Genomic DNA, 15,581 nt, shown 5'->3' on the forward strand with positions numbered 1-15,581 from the left:
CTCGTTCCCCGCCCCGAACGTCCCTCGGTCCGCATCGGCCCCCGCCCGCTCACTGTCCGAGCCGCTCCAGGAGCGCCGGCACGTGCACCTGGTCGGCCTTGTAGTTGCCGGTCAGCGTGTACATCACGATGTTGATCCCGACCCGGAACGCCATCTCGCGCTGGCGCGGATCGGACGGCACGGTCGGCAGCAGGAAGTCGCCGCTCTCCGTGAGCGCCCAGGCCCCCGCCATGTCGTTGCCGGTGATCATGATCGGCGACACCCCGTCGCCCGGCCGCACCGGCCGTTCAGCCGCCTGGGCCGGGTCCTGCGCCGGCGTGGCCTCGACCCAGAGCGGGCCCCCGTCGAAGCGGCCGGGGAAGTCCTGCAGCAGGTAGAAGGCCTTGGTCAGCACGTGATCCTGCGGCACCGGTTCCAGGTCCGGGATGTCGAGCCCGGAGAGGATGCGCCGGAGCGACTCGTTGGCCGGCGAGGCGCGGCCCGTCCCGCGCAGAACGGCGCTGTTCAGGCTGTCGCGCGTGTCGAACAGGATCGACCCGCCGTTCTTCATGAAGGCGTCGATGCGCGTCACCACCTGTCCGCTCGGCGCCCCGGCGGCCGGGTCGATCGCCCAGTAGAGGAGCGGGAAGAACGAGAGGTCGTCGCGCGACACGTCGACGCCCACCGGCGTCGCCGGCTCCAGCGCGGTCCGGTCCGCGAGCACCCGCGACAGGCCTTCCAGGCCGCGGCGCGACACCTCGTCGATCTCCGCGTTGCCGGTCACCACATAGGCGAGCCGGGTGCCGAGCGCCGCGTCCTTGTCGAACTTCTCCCGGGCGGGGTCGTTGGCCGAGGCCGGACCGCCCGCCGCCGCCAGCAGGACCGCGGTTCCCGTCGCCACCACCAGGACCGCCGCTGCCCGCCGGAGGACGAGCCGCCCGGCGAGCCACAGCACCGCGAGCGCGTCCAGGATGAGGAGCACGAGCGCCGCCGCGAAGGTCCCGGGCTTGAGGTCCCGCGGCCCCTCCTGCGCATAGCTCTCGAGCCGCACGGATCCGGCCGCCGAGAGGTCGAGCGGCGCGATCGTGTCGCCGGGTCGCATCAGGTTGACTGCCACGAAGGCCTCCTCGGTGCCGTAGATCCCCGGCGGATGCTCGCGCCCGACCGCCACGCCCCGCTGCCCCTCGGCGATCGGCTTGGCGTCCGGCCCCGGCGCGGCCGAGCGGCCGAAGCCGTCGAGCAGACGGAGCGGTGGCAGCAATACCGCGTTCGCGGCCCGCCCCTGCCCGGCCGCGTCGCCCTGCGGCTGCCCTTCGTCCTGGTGGGCGGCCGCCGACGACGAGAAGCCCACCACCCGCCGCAGCATCTCGATGAAGCTGCCGGAGAGCGGCAGGTTCGACCAGGCCGTGTCGGCCGTGACGTGGAAGAGCACGAGCCAGCCGTTGCCGAAGCGCGTCGCCGTGACGAGCGGCGTGCCGTCCGTCAGGCTCGCCCAGGTCTTGCCCTGCAGGTCGGGATGCGGCTCGGCCAGGACCTGCCGGGTCACGGTCACGTCCTTCGGCACGTCGAGCCCCGCGAAGGGACCGTTCGCCGAGAAACTGCCGAGCGACTGCGGCTGCTGCCAGGAGAGGGCCCCGCCGAGCGTCCGCCCGCCCTGCCTCAGCTGCACCGGCACCAACCGGTCGCCGCCGCGCACCGCAGCCAGCCGCGGCCCGGCGAAGCGCACCAGCACCCCGCCGTTGCCGACCCACTCCTCGAGCACCTTCTCGGCATCGCCCACGATCGTGCCGATGTCGGCCGTCATGATGACCGAGACGTTCTGCCGGACGAGGTCGCGGATCGCCTGCACGGTGTCGGTCGCGCGCGGCTCGCGCACCTCCGCGAAAGGCGCCAGCGCTCGCTCCAGGTAGTGCACCGGCGAGAGCAGCGGCTGCGCGGTGTCGGCGCTCGCCCCCGACAGGATGCCGACCGCCCGCCGCCGCCAGCGCTCGTCGAGAAGCTGCACCGCAGCGGCGTGGCCCGCGCCGGTGATCTCGACCCGCGCGATGTCGTTCCGGAGTTCGATCGGCAGGTCGAACGAGGCCTGCGCGCCGGTCTGCCCGGCCGCCACCCGGTAAGGCACCTCCGCGATGATGCGGCCCTTCGGGTCGAGCGCCCGCACCGAGCCCGCCCGCTCGCCCTCGCTGTCGGCGCGCAGAACGGTGGCGGTCAACGCCTTGAGCTGGTTCTCGGCCGCCCCGAGCGCGACCGGCAGCGCCGCCCCGCCGGCATAGACCGTGACGGCCGCCTCCCGCGCGATGGCCTTGAGGTCGCCCGCGAAGCCGGGTCCCGAGCCGTGGTCGAGGCCGTCGGCGAGCCACACGACCGACCCCGGCGCGGCCTTCTCGGCGCTCCGCCGCAGGGCCGGCAGCAGGGCGGTGCGGTCGGGCGCCCAGGGCCGCGGCTCGAGCGCGGCAAGCCGCGTCCGCTGCTCCGCCGCCCCGGTCGGCTCCACCGGCTGGGTCGCCCCCTCGGCGGTGGCGATCAGCGCCACCGGCCGGCCATCGTCGCCGGCCTGGCCGATGAGCCGGTCCGCGATCGGCCGGATCTGGTCCCAGCGGGACGCGCTGCCCCAGCCGTTGTCGAGCACGATCCACAGCGGCCCCGTGCCGCTGTCCGTGCGGGCGAGCGGCCGCCACACGGGTCCGGCCAGCGCCAGGATCAGGAGCGTCGCCAGCGTGAGCCGCAGCAGCGTCAGCCACCACGGGCTCCGCGACGGCGTCTCCTCGCGCTTGATGATCTCGAGCAGCAGCCGCGTCGGCGGGAAGCTGACCTCGCGCGGCCGCGGCGGCGTCAGGCGCAAGAGCCACCAGATCGCCGGCACCAGAACGAGCGCGCCGAGCACCCAGGGCGCCGTGAAGGCGAGGGGCAGGAAACCGCTCATCCCGCCACCTCCATGGTCGAAACCGTGCCGCCGGCCTTGACGTTCATCGCCCCCCGCGCCCCGGCCGAGAGCCGGCCGTGCAGCGCCAGCAGGGGCTCGGCCGCCGAGCGGTCCGTGTGGTGGACCAGGAAGGTCCAGCCGAACCGGCCCGTCATCTGCCTGAGCGCCTCCCGATGGGCGGCGAGCCGGTCGCGATAGGCCTGGACCCAGGTCTCGGCGCGCCCGGCCGTGATCCGCTCACCCGTCTCCGGATCGCGGAACTCGGTGCGGCCGACGAACGGGAAGGTCTCCTCGGTCGGATCCATCACCTGCACCAGGTGCCCGCGCGCGCCCGATCCCGCGATGCGGCTCAGGACCTCGCCCGTGCGCTCGATCGGGTCCAGGAAGTCGCCGACCAGCACGAGATCGGAGAAGCGGCGGATCGGATGGGTGTCCGGGAAGGGCTCCCGCCCCTGCATGAGGGCGAGCGCCGTCGCGGTGCGCTCCGCCGCCGCGCGGTTGGCCGTCGGCCGCACGAGCCCGGGCACCCCGACCCGCTCGCCGCCCCGGGCGAGGAGATCGGCGACCGCGAGCATCAGCACGACCGCCCGGTCCCGCTTGGAGACGGGCGCCAGCCGCGAATGGAAATCCATGGAGGGCGACAGGTCCGGCCAGAGCCAGACCGTGTGGGCGCTTTCCCACTCACGCTCGCGCACGTAGAGATGATCGTCCCGGGCCGAACGTCGCCAGTCGATGCGCGCGACGGATTCGCCAGCCGCGAAGGGCCGGAACTGCCAGAAGGTCTCGCCCGGGCCGGCCTGCCGCCGCCCGTGCCAGCCGGATGCCACCGTGGCGGCCACGCGCCGGGCCTCGACGAGCAGGTCCGGCAAGGCCGAGGACAGGCTCTTCGCCGACTTGACAAGTCCGAGGCTGCCGGAATCCGCCACGCCGCTCCCTTTCCGCTCCGCCGTCACCCGATCCGCGCCCGGGCCTTGCCGATGAGCTGGCCGAGCGTGATCCCGTCGGCGCGCGCCGCGAAGGTGAGCGCCATGCGGTGCTGGAGCACCGGTTCGGCGAGCGCATGCACGTCGTCGAGCGAGGGCGCCAGGCGCCCGTCGAACAGGGCGCGGGCCCGAACCGTGAGCATCAGCGCCTGGCTGGCGCGCGGCCCCGGCCCCCAGGCGATGTGACGGGTGATCTCATCGGTCTTCTCCATGGGCCGGCAGGAGCGGACCAGTTCGAGAATGCCCTCGACCACCTTCTCGCTGACCGGCATGCGCCGCACGAGCCCCTGGATCTTCGACAAGGAGGCCGCGTCGAGCACCGCCTTGGCGGCCCCCTCGCCGACGCCTGTCGTCTCCAGGAGGATCTTCCGCTCCGAGGCGAGGTCCGGGTAGTGCACGTCGATCTGCATCAGGAACCGGTCGAGCTGCGCCTCGGGCAGCGGGTAGGTGCCCTCCTGCTCGAGCGGGTTCTGGGTGGCGAGCACGTGGAAGGGGCGGGGCAGGTCGTGCCGCTGGCCCGCGACCGTCACGTGGTACTCCTGCATGGCCTGCAGCAGGGCCGACTGGGTGCGCGGGCTAGCGCGGTTGATCTCGTCGGCCATCAGGAGCTGGGCGAAGACCGGCCCGCGGATGAAGCGGAACGAACGTGCCCCGTCCGGCGCCTGGTCGAGCACCTCGGTGCCCAGGATGTCGGAGGGCATCAGGTCCGGCGTGAACTGGATGCGCCGGGCGTCGAGCCCGAGCACGGTGCCGAGCGTCTCGACGAGCTTGGTCTTGGCGAGGCCCGGCACGCCGACGAGCAGCCCGTGGCCGCCCGACAGGATCGTCACCAGCGAGCGCTCCACCACGCTTTCCTGGCCGAAGATCACGACCCCGATCGCGCGCCGCACCTCCGCGAGCTTCGCGACGGCGGCTTCGGCCTCCGCGACGATCGCCTTCTCGTCCACCTTGGCCACGTCGTTCATGGCAGTCATCGCAAGCTCGCCTTCTCGTCTCGTGGCCGGCGGCCGGAGCGCCCTCACCGGCCCAGGTATACGAGTTTGACAGGAACCGGGATGACGCGCACCCCGTATTCTGCACTCATCCTCTCCCCCGGCGTCGCAGGCCGGCGGTGTTTTGAACGGCGCGTCGGACCTGCCGGATCGAACCGGCCGGGTGTGGACAAATCATGGCGCCGCCCCCAACTCGTAAACGGGGCCGACGGCCCGCGGAGCCACGCGTAGCATGAGCGATACCCAGCGGAGTCACGGCAATGTGATCGAGGGCGGCCTCGAGGCCCTCATGCGCCGCGCCGGCTCCCACAAGGGGCCGCCGCCCGTCGAGACCTGGAACCCGCCCTTCTGCGGCGACATCGACATGCGCATCGCCGCCGACGGCACCTGGTTCTACATGGGGACTCCGATCGGCCGCGAGGCGCTCGTGCGCCTCTTCGCCTCCGTGCTGCGCCGGGACGAGGACGGCCGGACCTATCTGGTCACCCCCGTCGAACGCTGCGGCATCACGGTCGACGACGCCCCTTTCGTGGCCGTCGAGATGCAGGCGGTCGGCGAGGGCGAGGCGCGCCGCCTGGTCTTCCGCACCAACGTGGGCGACGTGGTCGAGGCCGGCCCGGCCCATCCGCTCCGCTTCGAGATCGTGCCCGGCAACGACGGCCTGAAGCCCTACCTGCATGTCCGCGGCCGTCTGGAGGCCCGCCTCGCCCGCCCGGTCATGTACGAGCTGGTCGCCGAGGGCGTGGAGCGCGACATCGACGGCCGGCCCTGGTTCGGGGTCTGGTCGGACGGGACTTTTTTCCCCATTGTGCCGGCGGAAGACGCCCGCTTCGACTGATCCCGCCCCCCCGAGTGACACGCCGCCCATGCCCGGCAGCCCCGACGCCGATCTCCTCGATCTCCCCCCCTTCGCCCCCGAGCGCTTCCGTGCGCTGGCGGCCCCGCAGCTCACCCACGACGTCGACGAGGTCTATGCCCGCCCCTTCAACGGCGATCACGAGCTCAACCCCGACTATCCCGTCGCCGCCGACCGCCCGCGCCTGCGCGACGCGGCGGTCCTGGTTCCCGTCGTCGCCCGCCGTCCCGAGGCGAGCGTCATCATGACCCGGCGCACCGAGCACCTGCCCAACCACGCCGGCCAGATCGCCTTTCCGGGCGGCAAGATCGACGAGGGCGACCTCACCCCCGCGGAAGCCGCGCTGCGCGAGGCCGAGGAGGAGATCGGCCTCGAACGCGCGCACGTGGAGGTCCTCGGCTATTCGGCGCCCTACCACACGGGCTCAGGCTTCCGCATCCTGCCCGTCCTGGCGCTGGTCGAGCCGGGCTTCCGCCTGGCGCCCAATCCCGAGGAGGTCGCCGAGGTCTTCGAGGTGCCGCTCGGCTTCCTGATGAATCCCGAGAACCATCGGGTCGGCTCCCGCGTCGCCCCGCTCGGCCGTCGTTTCTTCTACGAAATGCCCTATGGTGACCGGTATATCTGGGGCGTCACCGCCGGCATCGTGCGCCGCATCTTCGAGAGGGTCTATCTCTGATGCTCAGGCAGGTCCTGATCGAGGCCGCGCTTTTCCTGGTGCCCTTCGCGATCTACGCCGCGATCCTGGCGACCCGCGGCCGCGCCGTCGGCACCGGGGACGCCTGGCGGGAGGCGCCGCTCGCCTGGCTCGCCATCGGCGGCCTCGTCCTGGTCGCCATCGGCCTGGCGATGCTCGCGCTCCTCAACGACGACGCCGGCAACGGCGCCTACGTGCCGACCCACATCGAGAACGGCACGCTCGTCCCCGGCCACTTCGAGAAATGACCGGCGCGGCCTCCATCGCCGCGGCCCCTTGGCTCGCCGACCGGCGCCTGCAGCGGCTCTTCGCCGCTCTCGCGCGGGACGGCGACGAGGCCTGGGCGGTCGGCGGCGCCGTTCGCAACACCCTCATGGGACTGCCTGTCAACGACGTCGACGTCGCCACGACCGCGCTCCCCGAGGTGGTGAGCGCGCGGGCCGCCGCGGCCGGCTTCAAGCCGGTGCCGACCGGGCTCGACCACGGCACCGTCACGGTCGTCGTGGACGGCCACCCCTTCGAGGTGACGACGCTCCGGGAAGACATCGAGACCCATGGCCGCCATGCCGTCGTCCGCTTCGGCCGCGACTGGCGTGCCGACGCGCACCGGCGCGACTTCACGATGAACGCGCTCTACGTCTCGGCGGACGGTACGGTCCACGACTTCGTCGGCGGCGTCGAGGACTGCCTGGCGCGCCGGGTCCGCTTCATCGGCCGCCCCGAGGACCGCATCCGCGAGGACTACCTGCGCATCCTGCGCTTCTTCCGGTTCCACGCCGCCTACGGCCACGGCGACCCGGACCCGGCCGGCCTCGCCGCCTGCATCCGCGAGCGCGCCGGCCTGGACCGCCTCTCAGCCGAGAGGATAGGCCAGGAGACAGTCAAGCTGGTCGCCGCCCCCGGGGCGCCGGCCACCGCGCGCGTGATGAGCGACTGCGGGCTCCTGCAGCGGGTGCTCGGCTCCGCCGCCGACCTCGCCGGGTTCGCCCGCCTCACGACCCTCGCCCGCGACATGGTCGTCGCCCCGCAGGGCAAGGCGGACTGGCCGCTCTTCCTCGCCGCCCTCGCGGTCTGGACCGAGGCCGACGCCCCCCGCCTCGCCGAGCGCCTGCGCCTGCCCAACGCGGCGCTCGACCGGATGGAGCGGGGCGTGCATCTCGCCCGCGCGGTCGGGCCCGGCTTCGACGACCGGCGCGCCCGCGCCCTCCTGTACCGGGCCGGCGAGGAGAGCTACCGCGACGCCCTTGCGCTCGCCGCCGCCCGGCGGCGCATCACGGACGAGGGCCGCCTCGCCCACGACCTCGCCCTGCCCTTCCGCTGGCAGCCCGGGAAGCTGCCCGTCGCCGGCCGGGACTTCCTAGCGCGCGGCCTCGCCAGGGGACCGTCCGTGGGCGAGGCCCTGCGCCGCGCCGAGGCGCTGTGGATCGAGAGCGACTTCGCGCTCTCTCGGGACGACCTGCTCGGGGCGGTGCCGGAATCCCCCGCCGGATCGCGACCGCGGCCATGATCCCGCCACGGGATTCGGCGATGAGCCCGCCCGCACGACATCGAAGAGGGCTTTGCCGACCATGCAGGACACGACCATCACGCTCGACGGGACGACGGAGTCCGAACCCGCGATCCGGCAGGTCGACACCGTCGTGTTCGACCTCGGCGGCGTGCTCCTGAACTGGAACCCGCGCTACCTCTACCGGTCGATCTTCGCCGACGAGGCCAAGATGGAGTGGTTCCTCTCGGAGGTCACCCATCACGACTGGAACGTCGCCCAGGACGCCGGTCGCACCTGGGACGAGGCGGTCGCCGAGGCGATCGCGCGCCACCCCGACTGGGAGCGCGAGATCCGCGCCTATCGCGAGCGCTGGCACGAGATGATCCCGGACGCCATCGAGGGCACCGTGGCGATCCTGGAGCGGCTGCACGCCGGGGGCGTGCCGCTCTACGCGATCACGAACTTCGCCGCCGACACCTTCATGGAGGCGCGCGACCGCTTCCCCTTCCTGCAGCGCTTCCGGGACGTGGTCGTCTCCGCCGCCGAGCGCGTGCTGAAGCCCGACCCGCGCATCTACCGCATCCTGGCCGAACGCAACGCCCTGGACCTCGCCCGCTGCGTCTTCATCGACGACGTCGAGAAGAACGTCGCCGGCGCTCGCGCGGTCGGCATGGAGGCCATCCACTTCGTCGGCCCCGAGGACCTGGAGACCCGCCTGAGGGCACTGGGTGTGCTCGCGGACTGACCGGGTCCTACTCGTACCGGAGCGCCTCGATCGGATCGAGGCGGGCGGCCTTGGTGGCCGGGTACCAGCCGAAGAAGATGCCGACCGCGGCCGAGAACGCGAAGGCGACCGCGATCACCTCCGGGGCGATCACGAGCGGCCAGCCGGTGGCGCTGGCGACGAAGAGCGACGTCGCGATCCCGATCATGATGCCGATGTTGCCGCCGACCAGCGCCAGCACCATCGCCTCGATCAGGAACTGCCGGCGGATGTCGCGCCGCCGCGCCCCGACCGCCATCCTGAGGCCGACCTCCCGCGTCCGCTCGGTCACCGACACCAGCATGATGTTCATGATGCCGATGCCGCCGACCACCAGCGCGATCGAGGCGACGAGCCCGAGCAGGCGCGACAGCGTCTTGGCCGCGGAGGTCTGCGCCTCGACGATCTGCGTCAGGTTGCGCAGGTTGTAGGGCTCCGGATTGTCCACGGAGGTGCCGAAGCGCCGGTCGAGCACCCGCCGCGCCTCCCGCTCCGTGCGCTCCAGGACGTCGCTCGACGCCGCCTTGATGGTGATGTTGTCGATCTGGTCCGGGCGCGAGCGGAAGCGGCCGAGCACCCGCTGGCGCGCGGTGTCGAGCGGCACGAACAGGGTGTCGTCCTGGTCCTGGCCGAACATCGTCTGGCCCTTGGGTCGCATCACACCGATCACCTCGAAGGGCACCCTGGCGACGCGGATGGTCTCGCCGATCGGGTTGCGGTCGCCGAAGAGCTGGTCGGCGACGGTCCACCCGATGATCGCAACCTTGCCGCCGCGCTTCTCCTCGTCCTCGGTGAAGAGCCGCCCGGCGTCCAGCTCCCAGTCGCGCGCCTCGAACATGCGGTTGTCGACGCCGTTGACCCGGCTCTGCCAATTGAGATTGCCGGCGACCACCTGCACGCCGCCCGAGACCGCCGGGGCGATCACGGTGCCGGCCGGCAGCTCCGGTTCCAGCGCCGCGACCTCCCGCTCGGTGAGCCGCCCGGCATTGCCGGATGGCCCGCGGGCACCGCCCACGTTGGCGTTGCCCGGCCACACCACCAGGACGTTGGAGCCGAGGCTGGTCATCACCCTGGCGATGGTCTCGTGCGCCCCGACCCCGATCGCGAAGGTGGCGATCACCGCCGCGACGCCGATCACCATGCCGAGCATGGTCAGCGCCGACCGCAGCCAGTTGGCGGTGAGCGCGGCCAGCGCCATGCGGACCGCCTCGGTGATCCTCATTCGGCCGCCTCCCGGACCGGCGGCGCCGTCTCGGCGCGCGCGTCGAGCGGCGCCGCCACGGTCTCGTCGGCGACGAGCCGCCCGTCCCGGAAGCGCAGGATCCGGCCGGCGTGCCGCGCCACCTCCTCGTCGTGGGTGACCACCACGATGGTCCGCCCGTCGCGGTTGAGCCGCTGCATCAGCGCCAGGATCTCGCGGCCCGTGCGGCTGTCGAGCGCACCGGTCGGCTCGTCCGCCAGGATCAGCGAAGGGTCGTTGACGAGCGCCCGCGCGATGGCGACGCGCTGCTTCTGGCCGCCGGAGAGCTGCGGCGGATAGTGACGCCCGCGGTCGGCGAGCCCGACCGCCGCCAGGAGCTCGGCCGACCGGCCCCGGCGCGCCCTGGTCGAGACCCCGCCGTAGGAGAGCGGCATCCCGACATTCTCGAGCGCGGTCAATCGCGGCAGCAGGTTGAAGCTCTGGAACACGAAGCCGATCGTCTTGCGCCGGATCGCCGCCAGGGCGTCGCTTGGCAGCGCCGCCACGTCGACCCCGTCGATCAGGAGCCGCCCGCGGGTCGGCCGGTCGAGGCAGCCGATCAGGTTCATGAGCGTCGACTTGCCGGAGCCGGACGGGCCCATCACGGCCACGAAGCTGCCGCGCGCGATCCGGAAGCTCGCGCCGGCCAGCGCCGGGACCTCCACGTCGCCGGTGGCGTAGACCTTCGTGAGGCCGTCGGCGGTGACGATGGCGTCCGTGCCCATGCCGGGCCTCAGAAGCCGAGCGGCGCGCGCTGGCGCCGGTCGTTCGGGTCGTTGGCCCGCGCCACCACGACCTGGTCGCCGGGCCCGAGCCCGTCGCCGCGCACCTCCACCATGTTCTCCGCCGAGAGCCCGACCGACACCTCGACCGGCTCCAGCCGGTCCCCGTCGCGCAGCACGTAGAGGCGCGTCCGCCGTCCCTCGTCGGCCGCGGCGCTGACGGTGCGCACCCGCTTCGTCGCGGACGGCCCCACCTCGGGATTGTCGTTCGGCCGGAAGCGGGTCGCCGCCTGGGGCACCTTCAGGACGTCCTTGCGCTCGTCCACGATGATGCGGACGTTCGCGGTCATGCCGGGGAAGAGCACCATGGAGGAATTGTCCGCCGAGACGACCGCCGTGTAGGTCACGACGTTCTGTACCGCCTTGGCGGCGCGCCGGACCTGCGCGACCTTGCCCTCGAAGGTCCGCCCCGGATAGGCGTCGACCGTGAAGCGGACGCTCTGGCCCTCGCGGATCCGGCCGACGTCGGCCTCGTCGATCGAGGCCTCGAGCTGCATTTCTTCGAGCGCCGCCGCGATGATGAAGAGCGTCGGCGCCGAGAGGCTCGCCGCCACGGTCTGCCCGAGCTCCACCTGGCGGTCGATGACCACGCCGTCGATCGGCGCCTTGATGGTCGTCCGCTCGAGGTCCGTGCGCGCGATCCGCACGGCCGCCCGCTTCTGCTCCACGTTGGCCTGCGAGACCGTCACCTCGGCCTCCGCCATCGCGATGCTGGCCCGGCCGCTCGCCACGTCGGACTTGGTCTGCCGCGCCAGGACCTCCGCCTGCTCCACCGCACGTTCGGTGACCGAGCCGGTCTTGACCAGTTGCCGCGCCCGTTCCAGCGCCCGGTCGGCGTCGCGCGCCGCCTCCTCGCCCTTCTGGATCTCCGCCTTGGCCTTGTCGAGCGCCGATTGCTTGGTGCGGATGGTCGCCTCCGCGACCGCCAGGTCGGCCTCCGCCGAGGCGAGGCGCCCCTGGAAGGTCGTCGGGTCCAGCCGCGCGATGATCTCGCCCGCCGAGACCTTGGCGTTGAAGTCCGCCACGATCGCGACGATCTGGCCGGAGACCTGGGAGGAGACCTGCACGGTCTGCACGGGCTGCAGCGTGCCGGTCGCCAGCACCGCCGCCTGGACGGTGCCCTTCTCGACCGGCGCCGTCTTCCAGCGCTCCACCGGCACCTTGGGATCGACGAGCCCGGCCGGCAACTGCACCCCCGTCCGCGCCGCCACCTCGCGGACGAGCCAGGCCGCCTGCGGGAACCGCTCCGCCGACACGAGGACGCCGGCTCCGGCGAGGCCGAAGAGCACGAAGAGCGCGAGGAGGAACTTCATCGACTGACCGGTCCGGGACGGCGGGCCCTGTCCCGCCGTGACGGAAAGATGCGGTGAGACGCCCGGAAGTACAAGTTAAGGATTGGTAATCGGTCCCTGGCCCCGGCGGGCGCGATGCCCGCCGGACCCGGCGCCGCCGCGGTCCCGCGGACCGGCGCTCACATCCGCTCGGCGATCAGGCGCGCCAGCTCGAACGCCCTCTGCTCCAGAAGCCCTGGTGATTCACAGACATAGGTCAGGGACTGGTTCCTCTCGTCGAAGACCCTGATGTCCCACTTCATCTCCTCCTCGAGCTTCGGCAGGTCGGCCGTGGTGACGCCCTCGACCGTCTTGCCGGCCTTCAAGAGAGCGATCTGGTCGCCGACCTTCTCGATCCGGTCCGCGAAGGCGCGCTGCTTGCGGGCATAGCGGCCGAGCCCCGCCATGATGCGGTTGCGCTCCACGTTGACGCGCTCGAGCATGCCCACGAACAGCTTCGAGAGCCGCAGCGTCCTGTCGCCCTCGCCCTTGGCGATCCCGTCGATGATCTTTTCGGCCTCTTCGATCGGGATCCGCCGCGACGCGATGGTCCGCACCGCGTCCGCGACGTCCGGCTCCGTCCACCACTCCTTCGCGGCCTCCGGGATCTCCGGCCCGCCCCAGATGGCGGTCGCGGCGATCTGCGGGTTGCGCACCTGGACGCAGGGCCAGTCCGGATCGGTGGAGGCCGCCGCCGCGGCGGCGGTTCCGGCGAGGACCAGGAGGCAGGCGGCCGCGAGGCGGCGGAAAGCGGCGGCGGACATCATGATGCGACTCCTTCGGGGCCCCCGCGCTTGCCGATCAGGCCGCGCGACGGGTCATAGGCCAGGATGGCGAGGCCCATGAAAATGATGGTGGTGACGGCCACGACGACCAGGGCCACGAAGGCCGGGTAGTCGCCCGCGAAGGGATCGAAGGCGTTCGCCCGCCCCATGGCCTCGAACATGGCCGGGATCTCCGACCAGGACTGCGGGATGAAGAGCTTGCCGTGCAGGCCGAAGCGGATCAGCTCCACGCAGTAGGTGAAAGGGTTGAGGATGCAGACGTAGTAGAGCAGCAGGCTCGATTCCTTCACGCGCCACAGCGGATAGAGCGCCGACGAGGTGAAGAACATCGGAAAAATGATGAAGTTCATCACGCTGGCGAAGTTTTCGAGCTGCTTGATGAGGGACGACATGAAGAGCCCGATCGAGCCGAGCATGAGGCCCGACAGGAAGAGCGCCGGCAGCACCATCAGGTAGCCGATCGGCGGCGGCTCGACCTCCCACCAGTACGCGATGGCGAGGTAGACATAGACCTGCAGGAGCGAGATCGTCACCCCCGAGACGAGCTTGGAGGAGAGCAGGAACCAGCGCGGATAGGGGCTCGTCAGCAGGATGCGCATGGACCCGACCTCCCGGTCGTAGACCATCGACAGCGACGACTGCATGCCGGCGAAGAGCAGGATCATCGCGCAGAGCCCGGGCGTCACATAGACCTCGTAGAGCACGTAGGTCTCGTAGGGTGGGATGATCGAGACGCCCAGCACCGAGCGGAACCCGGCCGCGAAGATGAAGAGCCAGACCAGCGGCCGGACCAGCGCCGATAGGAAGCGTCCGCGCTGCAGGACGAAGCGCAGCATCTCGCGCTTCAGGATGCCGAGGAAGCAGTGCAGATAGCCGAGGCGCGGCAGCTTGAAGGCGGCGTCGCGGGCCGCAGGCGCCATGGTCCCGTGCATCACGCGGCCTCCTCGGCCTTGGTTCCGGTGATCTTGCGGAAGGCCGCCGCGAGGGTCGCCTCCCCGCCGGCCGCCACGATCTCGGCGGACGTGCCCCGCCCAAGCACCCGGCCCTTGTGCAGCAGGACCACCCGGTCCTGCGGCCTGACTTCGTCGAAGAGATGCGTGGCCCACAGCACGCTGAGGCCGTCCTCGTCGATCAGGCGGCGCACGAGGTTGACGATCTCGGTCCGGGCCGCGATGTCGAGGCCGACGGTGGGCTCGTCCAGGATGACGACCCGCGGCTCGTGCAGGAGCGCCCGGGCGATCTCGACCCGCCGCGCCTGCCCGCCCGACAGCCCGCGCACCTTGTCGTTGATGCGGTCGGCGAGCGAGATCCGCTCCAGGAGCCGCTCCGCCCGCCGCTTGCCCTCGGCCCGCCCGTAGCCGTGCAGCGCGGCGTGGTAGACGAAGTTCTGCATCACGGTCAGGTCCGGATCGAGCGTGCGCGCCTGGAACACCACCCCGAGGCGCCCGAGGGCCGCGGTCGGCCGGCGGCGCAGGTCGTGGCCCATGATCTCGATGCGGCCCGTGACGTTGTCGTAGAGCCGGGTCAGAAGCGAGAACAGCGTCGTCTTGCCGGCCCCGTTGAGCCCGAGCAGCGCGGTGAAGCGCCCCTCCGGCACGTCGAGCGAAACGTCGTCGAGCGCCTTGCGCGCTCCGAAGCTGTGGCTCACCCGCTCGACCAGGATGGCGTTGCGCGCCAGGGTGTCCGCCCCGCCGCCCCGGCGGCTGCCCGTCTCGTCGTTGCTCACGGCCCACTCCCCTGTCGCGCCACGGCCCGGGGCGCCGCCCGTCACGGCTTCACCCACACGCCCCAGGGCAGCCGCCCGACCTTGATGGACTTGGTCACCCGGAGCGTGTCGACGTCGATGACCGAGACGTCGCCCGAGGCGCCGTTCGTGCTCCAGAGCTGTTTCTCGTCCGGCGTGAAGGCGAGCTGCCAGACCCGCTGGCCGACGAGCAGGTACTTCTCCACCTCGTAGGTGTCGCCGTTGATGACGGCGACGCGGTTCGCCGGGCCGAGGGCGACGAAGACCCTCTTGGCGTCCTTGGTGATGCGGATCCCGACCGGCTGGATGGCCTCCTTGTTGAGGCCCGGCACCGCGAACTCGATCTTCTTCACCACCTGCCGGGTCTTTGGATCGATGACCGCCACCGTCCCCCCGACCTCCGAGGAGACCCAGAGTTTCGCGCCGTCGCGGGTGTACTCCGCGAAGCGCGGACGGCTGTCGACCAGGACGTTGTCGGTGATCTCCAGCGTCTCGGCGTTGATGAAGTGCACCATGTTGGTGGTCTCGGACGTGTTGATCACGGTCTTCCCGTCCGGGCTGACCGCCATTCCCTCCGGCTCCACCCCGACCGGGATCTCCTTGACCGCCTTGCTGGCCTCGATGTCGACCACCGTGACGAGATTGTCGTCCTCGTTCGCGATGTAGAGGAGCTTGCCGTCCGGACTGAAGGCGAAAAGCTCCGGGTCCGGCCCCGACGGCAGCGTCTTCACGCGCTGGAACGTGGTCGTGTCCCAGACCTCGACCCGGTGGTCGTCGCTGGCGCAGACGATCAGGTACTTGCCGTCCTGGGTCACCGCGAGGCCGCGGGGCCGGCGGCCGACCTTGAACGTGTTGGTGACGGTCAGCGTCGTCGAATCGATGACGCTGATCGTGTTGTCCTTCTCGTTCGAGACGAAGACCGTGTAGGCCTCGGCCACATCGGCGGCGACGAGGCCGGCGAGCGAGAGGACGACGGCGGCGATCCGCGACGGCATGGGGCTTCCTCCTTGATGTCGTTGC

The 15,581-nt window shown here is 71.8% G+C and carries 15 protein-coding genes; 5 read left to right on the forward strand and 10 right to left on the reverse strand.

The window, feature by feature from the left end; translation table 11 throughout:
* Positions 1-49 precede the first annotated feature (49 nt).
* Genes WBG79_RS21085 through WBG79_RS21095 form a run of 3 tightly spaced genes read right to left on the reverse strand, consistent with a single transcriptional unit; the run spans position 50 to position 4,859 of the window.
* The gene (locus WBG79_RS21085) at positions 50-2,902 is read right to left on the reverse strand and encodes a DUF4159 domain-containing protein (RefSeq protein WP_337359198.1); all 2,853 of its coding nucleotides are present in this window, start codon (positions 2,900-2,902) and stop codon (positions 50-52) included.
* Entirely contained in the window at positions 2,899-3,828 is a 930-nt protein-coding gene (locus WBG79_RS21090; RefSeq protein ID WP_337359199.1) for a DUF58 domain-containing protein, read from the reverse strand. The genes WBG79_RS21085 and WBG79_RS21090 overlap by 4 nt, the downstream gene beginning before the upstream one ends.
* A 23-nt stretch (positions 3,829-3,851) precedes the next feature.
* Positions 3,852-4,859 (reverse strand): AAA family ATPase, encoded by a 1,008-nt coding sequence (locus tag WBG79_RS21095; RefSeq protein WP_337359200.1) that lies wholly within the window; start codon positions 4,857-4,859, stop codon positions 3,852-3,854.
* A gap of 250 nt (positions 4,860-5,109) precedes the next feature.
* Here WBG79_RS21095 and WBG79_RS21100 point away from each other — a divergent pair, with 250 nt between their 5' ends.
* The 5 genes from WBG79_RS21100 to WBG79_RS21120 all read left to right on the forward strand — a co-directional run bounded on the left by WBG79_RS21100 (position 5,110) and on the right by WBG79_RS21120 (position 8,661).
* Complete coding sequence (locus WBG79_RS21100) at positions 5,110-5,715, forward strand: DUF1285 domain-containing protein (RefSeq protein ID WP_337359201.1); 606 nt, start codon at positions 5,110-5,112, stop codon at positions 5,713-5,715.
* Positions 5,716-5,743: 28 nt separating this feature from the next.
* Positions 5,744-6,409 carry a CoA pyrophosphatase gene (locus WBG79_RS21105; RefSeq protein ID WP_337359202.1) on the forward strand — a complete coding sequence of 222 codons (666 nt, stop codon included), beginning with the start codon at positions 5,744-5,746 and terminating at the stop codon, positions 6,407-6,409.
* Positions 6,409-6,675, forward strand: a complete 267-nt coding sequence (locus tag WBG79_RS21110; RefSeq protein WP_337359203.1) for a DUF6111 family protein — start codon at positions 6,409-6,411, stop codon at positions 6,673-6,675. Before WBG79_RS21105 ends, WBG79_RS21110 begins: the two co-directional genes overlap by 1 nt.
* Positions 6,672-7,934, forward strand: coding sequence for a CCA tRNA nucleotidyltransferase (locus WBG79_RS21115; protein WP_337359204.1), 1,263 nt, complete (start codon positions 6,672-6,674; stop codon positions 7,932-7,934). Before WBG79_RS21110 ends, WBG79_RS21115 begins: the two co-directional genes overlap by 4 nt.
* A 61-nt stretch (positions 7,935-7,995) precedes the next feature.
* Positions 7,996-8,661 carry an HAD family hydrolase gene (locus WBG79_RS21120; RefSeq protein WP_337359205.1) on the forward strand — a complete coding sequence of 222 codons (666 nt, stop codon included), beginning with the start codon at positions 7,996-7,998 and terminating at the stop codon, positions 8,659-8,661.
* Positions 8,662-8,668: 7 nt separating this feature from the next.
* Here WBG79_RS21120 and WBG79_RS21125 read toward each other — a convergent pair whose 3' ends face one another.
* The 7 genes from WBG79_RS21125 to WBG79_RS21155 all read right to left on the reverse strand — a co-directional run bounded on the left by WBG79_RS21125 (position 8,669) and on the right by WBG79_RS21155 (position 15,556).
* Positions 8,669-9,901: an ABC transporter permease gene (locus WBG79_RS21125; protein ID WP_337359206.1), complete on the reverse strand. Its 1,233-nt coding sequence runs from the start codon at positions 9,899-9,901 to the stop codon at positions 8,669-8,671.
* Positions 9,898-10,644, reverse strand: a complete 747-nt coding sequence (locus WBG79_RS21130) for an ABC transporter ATP-binding protein (RefSeq protein WP_337359207.1) — start codon at positions 10,642-10,644, stop codon at positions 9,898-9,900. The genes WBG79_RS21125 and WBG79_RS21130 overlap by 4 nt, the downstream gene beginning before the upstream one ends.
* Before the next feature lie 8 nt (positions 10,645-10,652).
* Positions 10,653-12,014: an efflux RND transporter periplasmic adaptor subunit gene (locus WBG79_RS21135; RefSeq protein WP_337359208.1), complete on the reverse strand. Its 1,362-nt coding sequence runs from the start codon at positions 12,012-12,014 to the stop codon at positions 10,653-10,655.
* A gap of 158 nt (positions 12,015-12,172) precedes the next feature.
* Positions 12,173-12,799, reverse strand: a complete 627-nt coding sequence (locus tag WBG79_RS21140) for a hypothetical protein (protein WP_337359209.1) — start codon at positions 12,797-12,799, stop codon at positions 12,173-12,175.
* Positions 12,796-13,749, reverse strand: a complete 954-nt coding sequence (locus WBG79_RS21145; protein WP_337359210.1) for an ABC transporter permease — start codon at positions 13,747-13,749, stop codon at positions 12,796-12,798. The genes WBG79_RS21140 and WBG79_RS21145 overlap by 4 nt, the downstream gene beginning before the upstream one ends.
* Positions 13,749-14,543, reverse strand: a complete 795-nt coding sequence (locus WBG79_RS21150; RefSeq protein ID WP_337359211.1) for an ABC transporter ATP-binding protein — start codon at positions 14,541-14,543, stop codon at positions 13,749-13,751. The genes WBG79_RS21145 and WBG79_RS21150 overlap by 1 nt, the downstream gene beginning before the upstream one ends.
* Positions 14,544-14,584: 41 nt before the next feature.
* Positions 14,585-15,556, reverse strand: coding sequence for a YVTN family beta-propeller repeat protein (locus WBG79_RS21155; RefSeq protein WP_337359212.1), 972 nt, complete (start codon positions 15,554-15,556; stop codon positions 14,585-14,587).
* Between the last annotated feature and the right edge of the window lie 25 nt (positions 15,557-15,581).

Source organism: Prosthecomicrobium sp. N25, assembly GCF_037203705.1.
Taxonomy (GTDB): Bacteria; Pseudomonadota; Alphaproteobacteria; order Rhizobiales; family Ancalomicrobiaceae; genus Prosthecodimorpha.

Coding starts and splice junctions, on each gene's coding strand:
- WBG79_RS21085 (WP_337359198.1), bottom strand. CDS start 2,902: ATGAGCGGTTTCCTGCCCCTCGCCTTCACGGCGCCCTGGGTGCTCGGC.
- WBG79_RS21095 (WP_337359200.1), bottom strand. CDS start 4,859: ATGACTGCCATGAACGACGTGGCCAAGGTGGACGAGAAGGCGATCGTC.
- WBG79_RS21100 (WP_337359201.1), top strand. CDS start 5,110: ATGAGCGATACCCAGCGGAGTCACGGCAATGTGATCGAGGGCGGCCTC.
- WBG79_RS21105 (WP_337359202.1), top strand. CDS start 5,744: ATGCCCGGCAGCCCCGACGCCGATCTCCTCGATCTCCCCCCCTTCGCC.
- WBG79_RS21110 (WP_337359203.1), top strand. CDS start 6,409: ATGCTCAGGCAGGTCCTGATCGAGGCCGCGCTTTTCCTGGTGCCCTTC.
- WBG79_RS21115 (WP_337359204.1), top strand. CDS start 6,672: ATGACCGGCGCGGCCTCCATCGCCGCGGCCCCTTGGCTCGCCGACCGG.
- WBG79_RS21120 (WP_337359205.1), top strand. CDS start 7,996: ATGCAGGACACGACCATCACGCTCGACGGGACGACGGAGTCCGAACCC.
- WBG79_RS21125 (WP_337359206.1), bottom strand. CDS start 9,901: ATGAGGATCACCGAGGCGGTCCGCATGGCGCTGGCCGCGCTCACCGCC.
- WBG79_RS21130 (WP_337359207.1), bottom strand. CDS start 10,644: ATGGGCACGGACGCCATCGTCACCGCCGACGGCCTCACGAAGGTCTAC.
- WBG79_RS21135 (WP_337359208.1), bottom strand. CDS start 12,014: ATGAAGTTCCTCCTCGCGCTCTTCGTGCTCTTCGGCCTCGCCGGAGCC.
- WBG79_RS21140 (WP_337359209.1), bottom strand. CDS start 12,799: ATGATGTCCGCCGCCGCTTTCCGCCGCCTCGCGGCCGCCTGCCTCCTG.
- WBG79_RS21145 (WP_337359210.1), bottom strand. CDS start 13,749: ATGCACGGGACCATGGCGCCTGCGGCCCGCGACGCCGCCTTCAAGCTG.
- WBG79_RS21155 (WP_337359212.1), bottom strand. CDS start 15,556: ATGCCGTCGCGGATCGCCGCCGTCGTCCTCTCGCTCGCCGGCCTCGTC.